Below are 15,972 nucleotides of genomic sequence, written 5' to 3'. Positions count from 1 at the left end.
AAACAGCAAGGAAGCGCGATCATGAAATTCTTCGTCGATACCGCCGACATGACCGAGATCCGCGATCTCGCGGAAACCGGGCTGCTGGACGGCGTCACGACGAACCCGTCGCTGATCGCGAAGTCGGGTCGGCGGATCCTCGACGTGATCGCCGAGATCTGCGAGGTCGTCCCCGGCCCGGTCAGCGCCGAGGTGGCGGCGACGGACCACGCCACCATGCTCGCCGAAGGGCGGCGGCTGGCGAAGATCGCGCCGAACGTCGCCGTGAAGGTGCCGCTGACGCGCGACGGGCTACGCACCTGCCGCGCGCTGGCCGACGAGGGCCGCATGGTCAACGTCACCCTGTGCTTCTCGGCTGCGCAGGCGATCCTGGCGGCGAAGGCCGGGGCGGCGTTCATCTCGCCGTTCGTCGGCCGCCTCGACGACGTCGGGCAGGACGGCATGATGCTGATCGCCGAGATCGTCGAGATCTATCGCCAGTACCCCGCCTTCGAGACCGAGGTCCTGGTCGCGTCGGTGCGCCACCCGCAGCATGTGGTCGAGTCGGCCAAGATGGGCGCGCACGTCGCGACGCTGCCGCCCAGCGTGCTGCGGCAGCTGTTCAACCATCCGCTGACCGACAAGGGTCTCGCCGGCTTCCTGGCCGACTGGAAGGGAACCGGGCAGTCCATCCTGGACGACGGCGCGCCGGTGGCCGCCGAATGACCGTAGAGCGGACGGACAGGTCGGGATGGTGAACGAGCCGGAGAAGCGAACCGAACCGCCGCGTGCCCCGACCGCCGCCGAGGTCGCCGCCTATCTGCGCGGCCATCCCGACTTCCTGGTGCGCCACCCGGATCTGCTGGGCGTGCTGACGCCGCCGTCGCGCCGCACGGGCGACACCGTCGTCGACATGCAGCACTTCATGGTCGAGCGGCAGCGCCGCGAGATCGACCGCCAGAAGGAGCAGTACGACAAGCTGGTCGGGATCACCCGCGGCAACCTCTCCAGCCAGAGCCGGGTGCATGCGGCCGTGCTGAAGATGCTGGCGGCGCGCAGCTTCGAACATCTGATCGACATCATCACCCACGAACTCAGCCATGCCCTGGCGGCGGACGTCGTCGGCCTGTGCGTGGAGAGCGACGGCAACACGATGCCCCGCACTGTGCGCGGCACCCTGTCCGTGCTGACGCCGGGCGAGATCGACGCCGCCATCGGAATCGACCGCGAGATCGCGCTGCGCAGCGGTCCGGAGGCCGGCAACCTCTCCGCCTTCGGCCCGGCCGCAGGCCTGATCCGCTCCGAGGCGCTGATCCGGCTGAAGATCAGCCGCATGACCCCGGAGGGCATGCTCGCCATCGGCTCGCGCCGGACGGACTTCTTCAAGCCGAGCCATGGCACCGAGCTGCTGAGCTTCCTCGGCCGCACCGTGGAACACAGCATCCGGACCTGGCTCGACCTGCCGCGCCCCGCCTGACGATGGCGCACGTGCCGCTCGCCGCCGACGTCGCCGCGGCCATGGAGGACTGGCGCCGATGGCTCGGTGCCGAGCGGCGGCTCTCCGTTCATACGCTGCGGGGCTACGAACACGACCTGCTGAGCTTCCTCGGCTTCCTGGCCGACCATCTCGGCGGCGCCCCGGACGTGGCCGCCCTCGGCCGGATGCGCCCGACCGACATCCGCGGCTGGCTGGCGCGGCGCGCCGGCGAGGGCGCCGAGGCACGAACCCGGGCGCGCGCCCTGTCGGCCGTCCGCAGCTTCTTCCGGCATCTCGGGCGCAGCGCCGCCATCGACGAGAGCGCGCTCGCCGCGGTGCGCGGCCCGCGCCTGCCGCACGGCGTGCCGAAGCCCCTGACGCGCGGCGAGGCGTCCGCGGTGCTCGAGTCCGCCGGCGACATGGAGGACGCGCCGTGGATCGGCCGGCGCGACTCCGCCCTGTTCGCCATGCTCTACGGCTGCGGCCTCCGCCTGGGCGAAGCCCTGTCCCTGACGCGCGGCGAGGCGCCGGCGGGCGACGCGCTGACCGTCACCGGCAAGGGGCGCAAGCAGCGCGTCGTCCCCGTCCTGCCGCTGGTGCGCGACCTGCTCGCGGCCTATCTCGCCGCCTGCCCCTTCGCGCTGGAGCGGACGGGACCGCTGTTCGTCGGGGCGCGCGGCGGGCCGCTCAATCCAGCCGTGGCGCAGCGGCAGATGCGCCGCCTGCGGCCGCTGCTCGGCCTCTCCAACACGGCGACGCCGCACGCCCTGCGGCACAGCTTCGCGACCCACCTCCTGGGTGCCGGCGTCGACCTTCGCGCCATCCAGGAACTGCTGGGCCACGCCTCGCTTTCCACGACGCAGCGCTACACGGCGGTGGACGCCGACAGGATGATGGCGGTCTATGCCGCCGCACACCCAAGGGCACGGAGGACGGCATGAGCCGCTGGCGGGCAATGACCAAGGACGATCTCGCGGCGGCCAAGGCCGTCGCCGACCGCGTCCACACCGAGCATCCCGAGGACGAGGCGGTCTTCGCGGACCGCCTGCAGATCCACCCGGAGGGCTGTCGGGTCATGGAGGCGGACGGCGCCATCGCCGCCTACATCCTGAGCCACCCGTGGCGGGCCTTCTCGCCGCCGCAGCTGAACAGCGTGCTGGGCTGCCTGCCGGAGGCGCCGGATACCTACTACATCCACGACATCGCCCTGCTGCCGCAGCTGCGCGGCACGGGCGCCGCCGTCGAGATGGTCGAGGCGGTCGCGAAGCACGCGGCCGACATCGGATTGCGGACGATTTCGCTGGTCGCGGTCAACGGCTCGGCCGGCTTCTGGCGCAGCCGGGGCTTCCGGCAGATCGAGGATCCCGCGATGGCGGAGACGCTCGCCAGCTACGGCGGCGGCGTCTTCATGATCCGCGACGCCCGCTGACGGGCGCTGACGGGCGCGCGCCGACCAACTCGAGAAGGCTGGGCGTCAGCTTCCCATCTGCCTGGGCAGCCAGAGCGAGATCTCCGGGAAGCCAATCAGCAGGACCATGATGACCGCCTCGGCCGCGATGAACCAGGCGAGGCCGCGGAAGATCGTGGTGAGCGGCACCGCGTCGCCGACCACGCCCTTCACGACATAGGCGTTGAGCCCGATCGGCGGGGTCAGCAGGCCGATCTCGATATACTTGACCACGATGACCCCGATCCAGACCAGGTCCAGCTTCAGCGCCTCGAACATCGGCAGGAAGACCGGCAGCGTCAGCAGCATCAGGCCGAGCGGGTCCAGGAACATCCCGAGGATCAGGTAGACGATCGAGATGCCGACGATCAGCCAGATCGGGTCGATCGCCCAGGAGCCGATCGATTCGGCCATGATCGTCGGCACGCCGGCGAAGGCGAGCAGCCGCGTGAGCAGCAGCGCGCCGATCGCGACGAAGAAGATCGACGCCGTGCTCTCCAGCGCCTCGACGACGCTGGTGCGGAAGGCGGTCCAGGTGAGCTGGCCGCGCAGCAGGCCGATGATCGCCGCGAACAGGGCGCCGAGCGCCGCCGCCTCGGTCGCCGTGGCGGTGCCGCTGTAGATGCCGCCGACCACGCCGAGCACGAGGACCGGGATCGGCCAGATCTCGAGCAGCACCCGGAACTTGTCGCCCCAGCTGACATGCTCGGTGACGCGCGGGGCGAGGCTGGGGTCGTAGACGCAGCGGCCGACGATCATCGCGGCATAGATGCCGGCCGTCAGAAGGCCGGGGAAGACGCCGGCGATGAGCAGGGCGCCGATCGATGTTTCGGTGAACCAGCCGTAGAGCACGAACAGAATGCTGGGGGGAATGAGCGCGCCGAGCGTGCCGGACGCGGCGACGACACCCGTGGCGAGCGCCTTGTCGTAGCCCATCTTCAGCATCTCGGGGATCGCCAGGCGCCCCATGGCCGCGGCGGTCGCGAGGCTGGAGCCCGAGGCCGCGGCGAAGCCGGCCGCCGCGAAGTTCGTCGCCACCGCCAGCCCGCCCGGCAGACGGCCGAGCCAGAGTCGCGCCGCCTTGAACAGGCTGGACGTCAGGCCGGTGTGATAGGCGATCGACCCCATCAGCAGGAACATCGGCACCGCCGAGAGCGACCAGCTCGCCCCGAACTCGAACGGCAGGTCGCCGAAGATGCCGAGGGCCGCCTCGGTGCTGCGCACCATCATCAGGCCGATCAGCGAGACGCCGCCCAGCGCCAGCCCGATCGGCACGCGCAGACCGATCAGCACGAGCAGCACGGCGATGGCCGCGAGGCCGACGAACAGATTGAAATCCATGGGGTATCGGCTCCGGGGGACGGCGCGGGGCGCGGGGGTCAGGCTTCTTCGACGACCATGTCGGATTTCGGCTGAGGCGTCGGTGCGCCGCGCCCGGTGAGCCCGAAGGTGAGGTCGCGCACCGCCTGCAGGACGAGGACGATGGCCATGGTCCCGAAGGCGAGCGGCAGCAGCCAGCGTGCCGGCCATGTGGGCAGGTCGAAGAAGGTGGCGTCCTGCACCTCGCCGGCGATCGTCGTGGCGATCGCATGCTCCAGGGTCAGGTATGCCAGCGTCGTCACGTAGACGAAGGTCAGCACCGCAACGATGCCCTCCAGCACGGCGAGGCGCTTGGCGGACATGTTCCGCGTGAAAAGTTCGACCAGCAGGTGCTTCTTGTGGACCTGGATGTAGGCGACCGGCAGGAACACGGTCGCCACCATGTAGTACCAGGCCACGATCTCCAGCGTCGCGACGATGGGCCGGTTGAAGACGGCCTTTGCAACGATGTCCGCACCGACGTGCAGCATCATCAAGGTGATGGCAACGCCGGCGATCGCCAGCAGGACGTTGCTCAGGATCGCTAGTGCGCGCTCGAGACCGGCCAAGACTTGCTCCAGAAATCGACGGTGGGACTTCGGGCGGGCCGGAGCCCGCCCATTCGGTCGCTTAGCCGGCTATTTGTCCTGAACCTTGTCGAACACCTCGCGCTGGAGGGCGGCCTGGTACCTGTCCCACTGCTCCGGCCCCCACGTCCCGTCGCCGATCTCGGCCACGATGGCCGTCCACTTCTCGACGTTCTTGGTGAACTGGTCGACGATCGGCTCCGGGTTCTTCACGCCGCGGGACGCGGCCAGTTCGATCACGCGCTTCGTGTCGTTCTCCCGGAATTTTTCGACCGCCTCGCCGAACGCCGCGGCGGGCTCGACCCACTGGACTCCCTTGGCCTGCGATTCCTTGCGGATCTCGGCGTCGTCCTTCTCGTAGACCTCGGCCATCTCGCGGGTCGCGCGCGCCAGATTCTCGCGGACGGCCTTCTTCTCCTTCGCGGACAGCTTCTTCCAGGTGTCCGTGCGGATGTTGATGAAGTTCGTCCCGTGATAGGTGCCGACGGGCCGGTCGGTGACCGACTTGACCAGGTCCCACAGCGTGTAGCTCTTCAGCCACGGCACCGGGCCCAGGGCGCAGTCGGCCTGCCCGCGCTGCAGCGCCTCGTAGATCTCGGCGCTCGTCACGTTCACCGGCGTGCCGCCCATCGCCGCCGCGAGTTGGCCCATGGCACCGGTGCCGCGGATCTTCTTGCCGGCCATGTCCTCCGGCTTGGCGACCGGCGCGCCGGTGCACATCAGGTAGTAGGGCGTCAGCGAGTAGCTGGCGAGCGGCAGGACCTTGTGCTTCAGATAGTCCTGCTTGCAGGGCTCGCAGTCGATCAGCAGCGTCTGGTTGACCGCACCGGTCATCACGCGCGCGTCCTTGCCGAGGACGGCGAGGTCGCTGGTCAGCGCGCTGGTGGACAGGTCGCCCGGCGTGTAGACGTCGGCGAGCAGTCCCATGTCGGCGGTGCCGTTGCTGATGGCGTTCAGCGTCGTCTTGCCGCTGGCCAGCGTGCCGCCGGGGAAGAGCTTGAAGGTCAGCGAGCCTCCGGTCGCCTCCTCCACCCGCTTGAAGAACGGCTCCAGCCCGGTCGCATGGACCGGATGCTTCGCTGGAACCGAGCTGGAATAGACGAGTTCGCGCGCGGTGGCGCTTTCGGGTGCGCCGGCGGCAAGGGCCACCACCCCCGTCAGCGCAACGAGCACCGACCGGATCCTGTACTCCATCCTTGTCTCCTCCCACTGAGACGTTTCAGCCCGGCCCGATCTGACGTCGGGTCCTTGGTCCAGCATGCTGGCACGCCGTCGGGGAGCGTGGGAAGGGGAATGTTGTCCAGACGTATCGGGCCGGCCGCAGCCCGCCCGGCCCGTCAGACGAGGGCGGAGGCCGCCGGATGGAAGTCGAATCCGAGGTCGGCGGCGACGGCCGCGTAGGTGATCCGGCCGCGATGGACGTTGAGGCCGGCGAGCAGGTGGCGGTCGTCGGCCAAGGCCTTGCGGTAGCCCTTGTCCGCGAGCGCCAGCACGAAGGGCAGCGTGGCGTTGTTCAGGGCGACGGTTGAGGTGCGGGCCACCGCACCCGGCATGTTGGTCACGCAGTAATGCACGACCTCCTCGTCGACATAGGTCGGATCGGCGTGGGTGGTCGGCCGGCTGGTCTCGCAGCAGCCGCCCTGGTCGATGGCGACGTCGACGATGACCGCCCCCCGCTTCATGCCCTTCACCATGTCGCGCGTCACCAGTTTCGGCGCCGCGGCACCGGGCAGCAGCACGCCGCCGACGACGAGATCGGCCTGGGCGACCGCCTTCTCGATGGCGTCGACGGTGGAGAAGACGGTGTTCAGTTTGGCGCCGAACTGCAGGTCGAGCTCGTAGAGACGGCGCAGCGACTTGTCGACCACCGTGACCTTCGCCTCCAGGCCCATCGCCATGCGGGCGGCGTTGGTGCCGACGACGCCGCCACCGAGGATCACCACGTCCGCCGCAGGGACCCCCGGCACGCCGCCGAGCAGCACGCCGCGGCCGCCCGATTCCTTTTCCAGGCAGTGCGCGCCCACCTGGATCGACATGCGGCCGGCGACCTCGCTCATCGGCGAGAGCAGCGGCAGGCCGCCGCGGTCGTCGGTGACCGTCTCGTAGGCGATGGCGACGCAGCCCGAATCGACCAGACCCTGGGTCTGCACGCGGTCGGCGGCGAGATGCAGGTAGGTGAACAGCACCTGGCCCTCGCGCAGCATGGCGATCTCGGGCGCCAGCGGCTCCTTGACCTTCACGATCATGTCGGCGCGCGCGAAGATCTCCGCCGCGGTGTCGACGATCTCGGCCCCTGCCGCCGCATAGTCGGGGTCGTCGAAGCCGATGCCGTGGCCGGCATGGGTCTCGACCATCACCTGATGGCCGTGATGGACGAGTTCGCGCACGCTGGCCGGCACCATGCCGACCCGGTATTCGTGCGTCTTGATCTCCCTGGGCACCCCGACGAGCATCTCCGCCTCCCGCACAGCTTCGACATATGCCGAAAAAGTAGGCGCCGCCCCGGGGGGCGGCGTCAATCGCCGCGTTCAGCGCAAGAAGCGGACCATCGGGGCCGGCCACTCTATCCGGTCTCGGCAAGAACCGGCCGCGGCGGCGGCTCTCGGCGCAGCAGCACCCAGGCCAGGATCAGCCCGGGCACGGCGGCGACGGTCGTGATCAGGAAGAAGGTCACCCAGCCCGTCTCGGCCGCGATGGCGCCGCCCGGCGACGCCAGGACCGTGCGGGCGACCGCCATGAGGGACGAGAGCAGTGCGTATTGCGTCGCCGTGTAGGCGACGTTGCAGAGGCTCGACAGGTAGGCGACGAAGGCCGCCGTCCCCATGCCGCCGGCGAGATTCTCGAAGCCGATGGTCACCATCAGCATGCTCGTGTCGTGGCCGGCCACCGCCTGGAGGGCGAACACCGCGTTGGAGACCATCTGCAGGACGCCGCAGATCAGCAGGCTGGCGCCGATGCCGAGCCGGTGGACGATGATGCCGCCGATGAACCCGCCGGCCAGCGTCGCGACGAAGCCGTAGAGCTTGCTGATGTTGGCGATCTCGACCTTGGTGAAGCCGATCTCGATGTAGAACGGGTTGGCCATCACGCCGGCCAGCGCGTCGCCGAACTTGTAGAGCACGACGAAGGCGAGGATCGTCAGCCAGCCGCGCCGGGTGAGGAAGTCGGCGAAGGGTGCCACCACGGCGCTCGACAGCCATGCGGCGATGCCGACGCGGTCGGCCCGCAACGTGCCGGCGATGCGCCGCTCGCGATCCACCGTGGCGGCGTCGACCGCCACCTCCGGCTCGCGGTTCAGCAGCACGGCGACGCTGCCGACCAGGACCAGCCCCGCCATCGCGGCATAGGTCCAGAACCAGTCGTAGAAGGTCGCGAGATAGAGGGCGCCGGCGCCCGCCACGAGCATTGCCATCCGGTAGCCGAAGACGATCATCGCCGCCCCCGCGCCCTGCTGGCGCTCCTCCAGCAGTTCGACGCGGTAGGCGTCGATGACGATGTCCTGGCTGGCGGAACAGAAGGCGACGATCACGGCGAGCAGCGCCGTCTGGCCGGGGTCGACGCGCGGGTCGACGGCGCCGAGGCCGAGCAGCGCCGCCACCAGCGCCGCCTGGGTCGCCAGCAGCCAGCCGCGGCGGCGGCCGAACACGCGCGACAGGACCGGCAGCGGCAGCCGGTCGATCAGCGGCGCCCACAGGAACTTCAGGCTGTAGGGCACGCCGACCATCGCGAACAGGCCGATGGTCGTGAGGTCGACGCCGCTCTCGGTCAGGCGGATGGCGAGCGTCGAGGCCGTGAGGAGCAGCGGCAGGCCGCTGGCGAAGCCGAGGAAGAGGACGGCGACCACCCGCGGCTCGAGGTAGATCATCGAGGCCTCGGCCCAGCCCGGGCGGCTCGTGCGGCGGCTCATGCGGCGGCTCCGGGGCGGGCACGGCCGGCGACGGGGCGGGGCGGCGGTTCGGGCAGGTCGCGGGCATCCGCGACCGCATAGACCGTCAGCATCCTGTCCCTGCCCCGCACCTGGATCTCGTGCGCGGGAAACCGCGCGAGATCGATTCCGGCGCGACGCGCCACGCTCTCCGAGACGACGGCCTGGCAGGCCAGTTCCTTGGTCATGGTCTCCAGCCTGCTGGCGACGTTCACGGCGTCGCCGATCGCGGTCATCGAAACGGCAGTGCCGTAGCCCATCTCTCCGACGATGACCGGACCCGCATGGACGCCGATGCCGATGCGCAGCGGCTCCGGCAGGTCGTGATCCAGCGCCCGGTTCAGGCCTTCGAGGGCCTCGGCCATGCGGCGGGCGGCGTCGAGCGCCGACCGGGCGCCCGCCTCGCGGCCGCCCTCGATGCCGAAGAGCGCCATCACGCCGTCCCCGATGAACTTGTCGACGCGGCCGCCGGCGCGTTCCACCGCATGCCCCATCTCTCGGAAATACTGGTTGAGCAGAAAGACCACGTCATAGGGCAGCTTGCGCTCAGCGAGGCGGGTGAAGGCGCGAAGGTCGGCGAACAGGATGGCGATGTCCAGTTCGGCGCCGTGACGGTAGCCGGGCCTGGGACGAGCGTCGCGCGGTCCCGCCGTCGGCGGGAAGAGCGGCGCCACCTCCAGCGACGAGACGGGGCGAAGCTGGCAGGCGAGACGGACATTCTCCGGCGCGCCGATCCGTTCGAGCACCTTCAGTTCACCCTCGTCGGCCGCCGGCAGCAGATCGGCGCCGCTGCCGACACGGATCCGGCAGGTCGAGCAGCGGCCGCGCCCCCCGCAGACCGAGGCGTGCGGCACGCCCGCCATGCGGCTGGCCTCCAGGACCGAGGTGCCCGGGACGATGGTGACGGTGCGCCCGTCTGGATAGGTGAGCCGGACGGTGCCGCGGCGCCGGGCGAGGCCGATCCGGCCGACGCGCACCGCCGCCAGGGCGAAGACCAGCGCCAGGAAGCCGCCGACGATGTAGGGCTCCGTGCCGTAGATGAAGCCGGCCGCGGCGTCTCCCGGCCAGCGCGCCGCCTGGGCGAGGCGTTCGAAACCGCCCGGTGCCGCGGCGATCTCCGCCACCTCCCGGCCCGCCGATACGAAGCCGAGCAGCGCGAAGGCGGGCAGCAGCAGCGCGAGCGCATACAGGGCGGGAAAGGCGCGCGCATACCAGCGGCGCAGCCTCAGCCAGAAATGAACGCCGATGCATCCGTGCGCCCAGACGACGAGGGTCAGCACGGTCTGCCGCAGCGCGCCGTCCGGCCAGAGGACGGCCAGCACCCAGTGATAGGTGTCCTCGACGCCGAAGACCTCGTGCGCGCCGCGGGTGCCGAGCACGTGCACGGTCAGCAGCACCGGGATGGCGAGGCCGAGCAGCACCTGCGCCCACTCCCAGGCGGGCATCGAGAGCCCCCGGCCGCGGAAGAGCTTCCAGAGCGCGAGGACGACGTGGACGCCGGCGGCGCCGGCAAGCAGGACGGTGCCCGGCAGGCTGCGCCAGAACCCCAGAAACCAGAAGCGCCCGGCCTCCATCGCCTGAAGCGACACGAGGCCGAGCGCATGGTTCAGAAGGTGCGTCGCCGCGAAGGCGAACAGCACGAGGCCGGTCGCGAGCCGCAGCCGCTGCGCCGTGACACGGGACGCGGCCATGCGGGGTTCGCGGACCGGCTAGAGGTCAGCCGAGGCGCGTGCGCACGAGATCGGCGAGCGTCGTCTCGGGACGCGCACCGACATGGCTGATCACCTCCGCGGCGCAGATCCCGCCGATCCGCGCACTGACCTCCGGGCCCTTGCCGTGGGTGTAGCCGTAGAGGAAGCCGGCGGCGAACAGGTCGCCGGCCCCGGTCGTGTCGACGACCTTGGCGACGGGCTCCGCCGGCACCGCGTGGACCGCGCCGCCGGCAACGACGACCGAGCCCTTCTCGCTGCGCGTCAGCACCGCCGTCTCGCAATCGCCGCGGACGCGGGCAAGCGCATCGTCGAACGCCTCGACCTCGTAGAGCGAGCAGATCTCGGCCTCGTTGGCGAAGAGGATGTCCACATGGTCCGCGATCAGGCTGCGGAATTCCGCACGATGGCGGTCGACGCAGAACGGGTCGGACAGGGTGAAGGCCACCTTGCGCCCGGCGGCGTGCGCCGCGTTCGCCGCCTTCAGCAGCGCCGCCTTGGCGCGCGGGTCGTCCCAGAGATAGCCTTCGAGATACGTCACCTTGGCCCGCGCGACCTGCGCCTCGTCGATGTCCGCCTCGTTCAACTCGGTGCAGACGCCGAGGAAGGTCGCCATGGTGCGCTGGGCATCCGGCGTCACGTAGACGAGGCAGCGCGCCGTCGGCTTGCCGGCCGTCGCGGAGGGCGTCTCGAACTCGACCCCGAGCGAGCGCACGTCGTGGCGGAAGATCTCGCCGAGCTGATCGTCGCGGACGCGGCCGATATAGGCGCAGCGCGCACCGAGCGACGCCAGGCCGGCGACGGTGTTGCCGCAGGATCCGCCGGACATCTCGACGCCCGGACCCATCGCCTCGTAAAGCTTCACCGCGCGATCCGCGTCAATCAGCGTCATAACCCCTTTGGGCAGGTCGTGCTGTTCCAGGAACGCCTCGTCCGTATGCGCGAATACGTCGACGATGGCATTTCCCACACCCAGCACGTCCAATTCGCCCTTAGCCATACTCAAAACCCTTTTTGCCGAAACGCGTTGTCGATCACGGGAGTATAGTGCTTATCGCCTTCGATCGCACGCCGCGCGGACTGCCAGCAGATTCCGGGCGGTCACAGGACCTTCGGGAGCAGGGACCGAGCCGCTTTGTACCGGGACGTCATTCGGACGCTTCGCCAGGTGACCGACCGCCGTTTCGCGCGGGTGCTGATGCTGAGCCTGGCATTGGCGGCGGTCGTCTTCGTCGGCCTCATCGTCGCGGCCGGCTGGACACTCGGTTCGTTCGCGGTGTTCGGGACGGGCTGGATCGACTCCATCGTCGACGTGTTCGGCGTCCTGGCGTTCGGCGTCGTCGCGATTCTGCTCTTCCCGGCCTTCGCGACGGGCATCCAGGGCATCTTCCTCGACGACGTTGCGGAGGCCGTGGAGACACGCTGGTATCCGGACCTGGGCGAACCGCGCAAGCAGCCCTGGCGCGAAATCCTGCTGTCGAACCTGGAACTCGCGGCCCTGGTGCTCGCGGTCAACCTCGTGCTGCTGCCGGTCTACCTGGCGCTGATCTTCGTTCCGCCGCTCAATCTCGTCCTGTTCTACGTCGTGAACGGCTTCCTGCTGGGCCGGGAGTATTTCGAAGCCGTCGCCCTGCGGCGGATGCCGCCGGCCGCCGCGAAGCGGGCGCGCCTGCGGATACGAGGGCACGTCTGGCTCGGCGGTGCCGTCATCGCCTTCATGTTCAGCATCCCCTTCCTCAATCTCGCTGCTCCGACGCTCGGCACCGCGATGATGCTCCACATGTTCCAGCGGCTGCGCGGGCGCCTCGGCGACGAGGGCGCCGACACGGGAGAGGCCGGCGCCATACGGCTCGGCGACGGCACGCGGGGGATGCGCGCCGGCATCGCCAGCGTCCTGCTCGGCGGCCTGATCATCGGCGCATCGGTGCAGACCTTCGAGAACCGCGACCAAGATCCCTTCGGATCCGTCAAGCCACGGCCGATGCGCCTGACGAACTCACCGCAGGAACTCGACGGCCAGGGACAGATAGAGATCTGGAGCCGGCTGGGATCGCCCGACTTGGTCAGGCGGGAGGGACCGGCACGGGTCTGGCAATACACGACCGGGACCTGCGTCCTCGACCTCTATCTCTACGAGGCCGGCGACGACTTCGAAGTCATCCACCACACCCTGCGCGGACGCCGGGAACAGGAACCGCCCACCCCCGGCTGCTACACCACCTTCATCGAGCGCGCGCGGTCGCGTTCCGGGCCGACCGCGTCCGTGGCGCCGGCTTCGACCGCTTCGCCGCCTTTCTGACCTTCGGCGCGGGAGAGACCGCGACGGGCGGCCCCGCCGTCTTCGCCGGCCACTCGCAGAGATCGTTGACCACGCAACGCTCGCAGTCCGGCTTGCGCGCCTTGCAGACATAGCGGCCGTGCAGGATCAGCCAGTGATGCGCGTGCAGCAGCCGGTCCTGCGGCACCACGCGCATCAGCGCATCCTCCACGGCGCGTGGCGTGGCACCGCGGGCGAGGCCCGTCCGGTTGCCGATGCGGAAGATGTGCGTGTCGACGGCGATGGTCGGCGCGCCGAAGGCGATGTTCATCACCACGTTCGCGGTCTTGCGGCCGACGCCCGGCAGGCGCTCGAGCGCGTCGCGATCCTCGGGCACCTGGCCGCCGTGCTCCTCCACCAACAGCCTGCTGAGGGCGATCACGTTCTTCGCCTTGGCGTTGAACAGACCGATGGTGCGGATGTGCTGCCGCACGCCCTCTTCGCCGAGGGCGAGCATGGCCGCGGGATCGGCCGCGGCGGCGAAGAGGCCCCGCGTCGCCTTGTTCACCCCCACGTCGGTCGCCTGGGCGGAGAGCACCACGGCGACCAGCAGTGTGAACGGATTGGAGTATTCCAGCTCGCCCTTGGGGTCGGGCAGCGCCGCCGCCAGGCGGTCGAAGAAAAGGGCGACGGCTTCCGGGTTCATGGGACCGGATCTTAGGGCGCGCCGGCACCGCCCCGCAATGGCGGCGCCGGCCCGAATATGCACAGGAACGTGAGCGCGGTGCGCGCCGAAGGTTGCGGCGGGCCGCATCGCGAATATGATCTGGGACAATGACCGTGAAGCGCGACATACGTCCTGTCGGAGAAGGCGATTCGCTGATCTTCGACGCGGTGCTCTACCCGCACAGAAGCCTGTCGCCGACGGGATTCTGGATCGTGATGGGCATCGTGGCCGGCGTCAGCTTCGCCGCGGGCGCCGCGGCCGTCGCGATCGGCGCGTGGCCGGTGTTCGGCTTCTTCGGCGCCGACGTCCTCCTGCTCGCATGGTGCTTTCGGCGAAACTACTGGGACGCCCGTCTCTACGAGACCGTCCAGCTGACCCCCGACGCCCTGACGGTGCGACGCGTCCTGCCGACCGGCAAGACGCGCAGCTGGACGTTCCAGCCGCATTGGCTGCGGGTCGAACTGGAGGAGCCGATCGACCGGGCCAGCCAACTGGCGCTCGCCTCGCACGGCTACCGGCTGTCCATCGGAGCCTTCCTGTCGCCGGACGAGAAGCGCGATTTCGCCCGCGCACTGGGAACCGCCCTGCAGCGGGCGCGTGCTCCGGGGGTCGCCTAGAGCATCAGCGGAAGCCGCCGCGGCGGTAGAGCCGGAGCGCGATCACCGGGGCGGCGAGGAGCGGATGCCGGCGCTGCCACGGGGTCGGTTCCAGAGCGACGCCGGAATGCCGCTTCACCTTCCATAGGATGTAGTCGAGGCCGCCCGCGAAGGTGAACGTCGCCTTGGCCAGCCGCAGCACCTGCGCCGCACGCCCGCGGATCCGCAGGCGCCGCCACAGGCGCCGAGCCGCCTGAGGATCGCGTCGCCGCCATCGCGAGATGTCGTCGGCCAGGATCTCCGCGATCCGCTCGTAACGCGCCGCGAACGTCTCGTAGAGGAGTTCGGGGCGGTTCGCCTTCTCCGCGCGCAGTTCGGTACGGAACGTCTCGCCATAGGCGCAGACCCAGAGGGCGCGGCCGTCGCCGCCGCCCGCCAGCGGAGCGGCAGCCGCGAGCAGCGTGGTCACGGCAGCGGCGAGAGCCCGCTCGATCTCCGCCCGGGCGGCCGGGTCGCGCACATGGACCAGGGCGCAGGGCTGCGACAGACGCGCCCAGAGGGCGGGCGTTCCGGCAGCGGGCGAAGTGCCGGAAGCGAGGTCGCTGCTGGACACGACCGCATACTTGCAGCGCAGGTCGGGATCGGCACCGGGTTCGTCCGGCCCGCGCGGAACCTGAGTGAAGTAGACGTTCGGCGGCACCAGGGCGTTCGCGACGGCGGGGACGGCCCGACCGTAGGCCCCACGATAGCCTTCGACGATCACGTAGAAGTCGATGACGCCGTCGTCGGTGCGGTCGCGCAGGCAGGATCCGTAGAACAGGATCGCGACCACCGCGCCGCCGAGCCGCTCGCGGACGGCGGCGGCGATACGGGCGACGCCGGGCGCCACCTCGGCATCGAGTTCCGCCGCCAGAAGGCTGCGCAGCGCCGCCGGCACCGCCGGGAGCTCAGACCCGGACGAACGAAACACGGCCGCCGTCGTGCAGCGTGAGCGGAATGCCCGGCGCCGGCCGGAACGTCTCCCCGTCGAGCGTGTAGGGACAGTCCATCGTCAGGCTGATCCGGTCGGCGCACCGGCTCTCGTATGTCTCCGGCGGCAGCCGGCGCGGCGCACCACCATACATCACGCGCGGCACACGCGTGAGCAGCCCGCGCGGCGGCCAGCGCACCGAGGTGTAGCGCAGCCCCCCCGATCCCGTACCCCAGAACGGCCGCGAACGGAGGACGAGCCGGTCTAGCGTCGTCACCAGCAGCAGAAAATGCTCGGCCGCCTGTGGGTCTTGACCGTCCAGCGCGACGGCGATCCGATCCCCCGACAGCACCGCATCCGAGCCGCCCCGCTGAAACAGCAGGCGGCGGAACAGGCCGGCCAGGGTGAGTGCCGAGGCGAGGCCAGAATTCACCTTCAACGGGTGCACCGCTTGCCGGCAATATTCGATGGCGCGGCAGATTCCGGCGGTCCCGAAGAACATCCCGAACTGGACCGGTTCGCCGACGCCGCGGTCCACGCCGACAACATGCCGCTCGACGGTGGCGGGGCGGGCGGCCCCCGCCGCGGCGGCGATCAGACGCGCGAGACCACGCTCCCGGCCGCCGCGCAGCCCGACGTCGGCGGCCGTCATGTTGGTCGTCCCGCCGGGCAGGAGGGCCAGAAGCGGCAGCCGCGCGAAGGGAGTGGCCGGGCCGAGCAAGACCGTCAGGGCGGCCTGGACCGTCCCGTCGCCGCCGTTCACGGCGACGATCTCCACCCCGCGTGCGGCGAACCCCGCCAGCGCCTCCTCGAGGCCTTCGACGCCGTCCAGGACGGCATGCTCGACGCCCGGCGCTGCACTGGCGATTTCGGAAACCCGGGCGAGCGTGCGGCGGTTGCGGCGGCTGCGACCGTTGCTGATGAGGCCAATCTTCACGG

At 70.3% G+C, this 15,972-nt stretch carries 16 protein-coding genes; 6 read left to right on the top strand and 10 right to left on the bottom strand.

Annotated features, from left to right (window positions below; translation table 11 throughout):
• The first annotated feature begins 21 nt into the window (after positions 1 to 21).
• From fsa to ABIE65_RS09695, 4 genes are read left to right on the top strand one after another with little or no spacing between them, the layout of a single operon-like run.
• Positions 22 to 705: a fructose-6-phosphate aldolase gene (gene fsa, locus ABIE65_RS09710; RefSeq protein WP_354077360.1), complete on the top strand. Its 684-nt coding sequence runs from the start codon at positions 22 to 24 to the stop codon at positions 703 to 705.
• Positions 706 to 730: 25 nt separating this feature from the next.
• Complete coding sequence (locus ABIE65_RS09705) at positions 731 to 1,456, top strand: DUF484 family protein (protein ID WP_354077359.1); 726 nt, start codon at positions 731 to 733, stop codon at positions 1,454 to 1,456.
• A 2-nt stretch (positions 1,457 to 1,458) separates the two neighbouring features.
• Positions 1,459 to 2,397, top strand: coding sequence for a tyrosine recombinase XerC (locus ABIE65_RS09700; RefSeq protein WP_502918519.1), 939 nt, complete (start codon positions 1,459 to 1,461; stop codon positions 2,395 to 2,397).
• Positions 2,394 to 2,885, top strand: coding sequence for a GNAT family N-acetyltransferase (locus ABIE65_RS09695; protein WP_354077357.1), 492 nt, complete (start codon positions 2,394 to 2,396; stop codon positions 2,883 to 2,885). The genes ABIE65_RS09700 and ABIE65_RS09695 overlap by 4 nt, the downstream gene beginning before the upstream one ends.
• A gap of 45 nt (positions 2,886 to 2,930) precedes the next feature.
• Here ABIE65_RS09695 and ABIE65_RS09690 read toward each other — a convergent pair whose 3' ends face one another.
• The 7 genes from ABIE65_RS09690 to ABIE65_RS09660 form a co-directional block, all read right to left on the bottom strand.
• Complete coding sequence (locus ABIE65_RS09690) at positions 2,931 to 4,244, bottom strand: TRAP transporter large permease (protein ID WP_354077356.1); 1,314 nt, start codon at positions 4,242 to 4,244, stop codon at positions 2,931 to 2,933.
• A gap of 38 nt (positions 4,245 to 4,282) precedes the next feature.
• Positions 4,283 to 4,831 (bottom strand): TRAP transporter small permease subunit, encoded by a 549-nt coding sequence (locus tag ABIE65_RS09685; protein ID WP_354077355.1) that lies wholly within the window; start codon positions 4,829 to 4,831, stop codon positions 4,283 to 4,285.
• Between the two features lie 69 nt (positions 4,832 to 4,900).
• Positions 4,901 to 6,043 (bottom strand): C4-dicarboxylate TRAP transporter substrate-binding protein, encoded by a 1,143-nt coding sequence (locus ABIE65_RS09680; protein WP_354077353.1) that lies wholly within the window; start codon positions 6,041 to 6,043, stop codon positions 4,901 to 4,903.
• Positions 6,044 to 6,186: 143 nt separating this feature from the next.
• Positions 6,187 to 7,302: an alanine dehydrogenase gene (ald, locus tag ABIE65_RS09675; protein WP_354077351.1), complete on the bottom strand. Its 1,116-nt coding sequence runs from the start codon at positions 7,300 to 7,302 to the stop codon at positions 6,187 to 6,189.
• A 110-nt stretch (positions 7,303 to 7,412) separates the two neighbouring features.
• A complete protein-coding gene (locus tag ABIE65_RS09670; RefSeq protein ID WP_354077350.1) occupies positions 7,413 to 8,756 on the bottom strand; it encodes an AmpG family muropeptide MFS transporter in 1,344 nt (447 codons plus the stop codon).
• The gene (locus tag ABIE65_RS09665; RefSeq protein WP_354077349.1) at positions 8,753 to 10,465 is read right to left on the bottom strand and encodes an adenylate/guanylate cyclase domain-containing protein; all 1,713 of its coding nucleotides are present in this window, start codon (positions 10,463 to 10,465) and stop codon (positions 8,753 to 8,755) included. Before ABIE65_RS09665 ends, ABIE65_RS09670 begins: the two co-directional genes overlap by 4 nt.
• A gap of 25 nt (positions 10,466 to 10,490) precedes the next feature.
• Positions 10,491 to 11,483, bottom strand: a complete 993-nt coding sequence (locus ABIE65_RS09660) for an adenosine kinase (RefSeq protein ID WP_354077348.1) — start codon at positions 11,481 to 11,483, stop codon at positions 10,491 to 10,493.
• Positions 11,484 to 11,618: 135 nt separating this feature from the next.
• Here ABIE65_RS09660 and ABIE65_RS09655 point away from each other — a divergent pair, with 135 nt between their 5' ends.
• On the top strand, positions 11,619 to 12,782 hold the full coding sequence (locus ABIE65_RS09655; protein ID WP_354077346.1) for an EI24 domain-containing protein: 1,164 nt from the start codon (positions 11,619 to 11,621) through the stop codon (positions 12,780 to 12,782).
• Here ABIE65_RS09655 and nth read toward each other — a convergent pair.
• Positions 12,706 to 13,446 (bottom strand): endonuclease III, encoded by a 741-nt coding sequence (nth, locus tag ABIE65_RS09650; protein ID WP_354077345.1) that lies wholly within the window; start codon positions 13,444 to 13,446, stop codon positions 12,706 to 12,708. The genes ABIE65_RS09655 and nth overlap by 77 nt on opposite strands.
• Before the next feature lie 134 nt (positions 13,447 to 13,580).
• Between nth and ABIE65_RS09645 the strand changes: the two genes are divergently transcribed.
• The gene (locus ABIE65_RS09645; protein WP_354077344.1) at positions 13,581 to 14,084 is read left to right on the top strand and encodes a DUF2244 domain-containing protein; all 504 of its coding nucleotides are present in this window, start codon (positions 13,581 to 13,583) and stop codon (positions 14,082 to 14,084) included.
• A 4-nt stretch (positions 14,085 to 14,088) separates the two neighbouring features.
• Here ABIE65_RS09645 and ABIE65_RS09640 read toward each other — a convergent pair whose 3' ends face one another.
• Positions 14,089 to 15,000, bottom strand: a complete 912-nt coding sequence (locus tag ABIE65_RS09640) for an Asp23/Gls24 family envelope stress response protein (RefSeq protein WP_354077343.1) — start codon at positions 14,998 to 15,000, stop codon at positions 14,089 to 14,091.
• Between the two features lie 10 nt (positions 15,001 to 15,010).
• A complete protein-coding gene (locus ABIE65_RS09635) occupies positions 15,011 to 15,970 on the bottom strand; it encodes a diacylglycerol kinase family protein (RefSeq protein WP_354077342.1) in 960 nt (319 codons plus the stop codon).
• Between the last annotated feature and the right edge of the window lie 2 nt (positions 15,971 to 15,972).

The organism is Constrictibacter sp. MBR-5 (assembly GCF_040549485.1).
Lineage (GTDB): Bacteria > Pseudomonadota > Alphaproteobacteria > JAJUGE01 > JAJUGE01 > Constrictibacter.
Note: the sequence above shows the minus strand (reverse complement) of the source record. Positions and strands in the feature narration are given on the sequence as shown.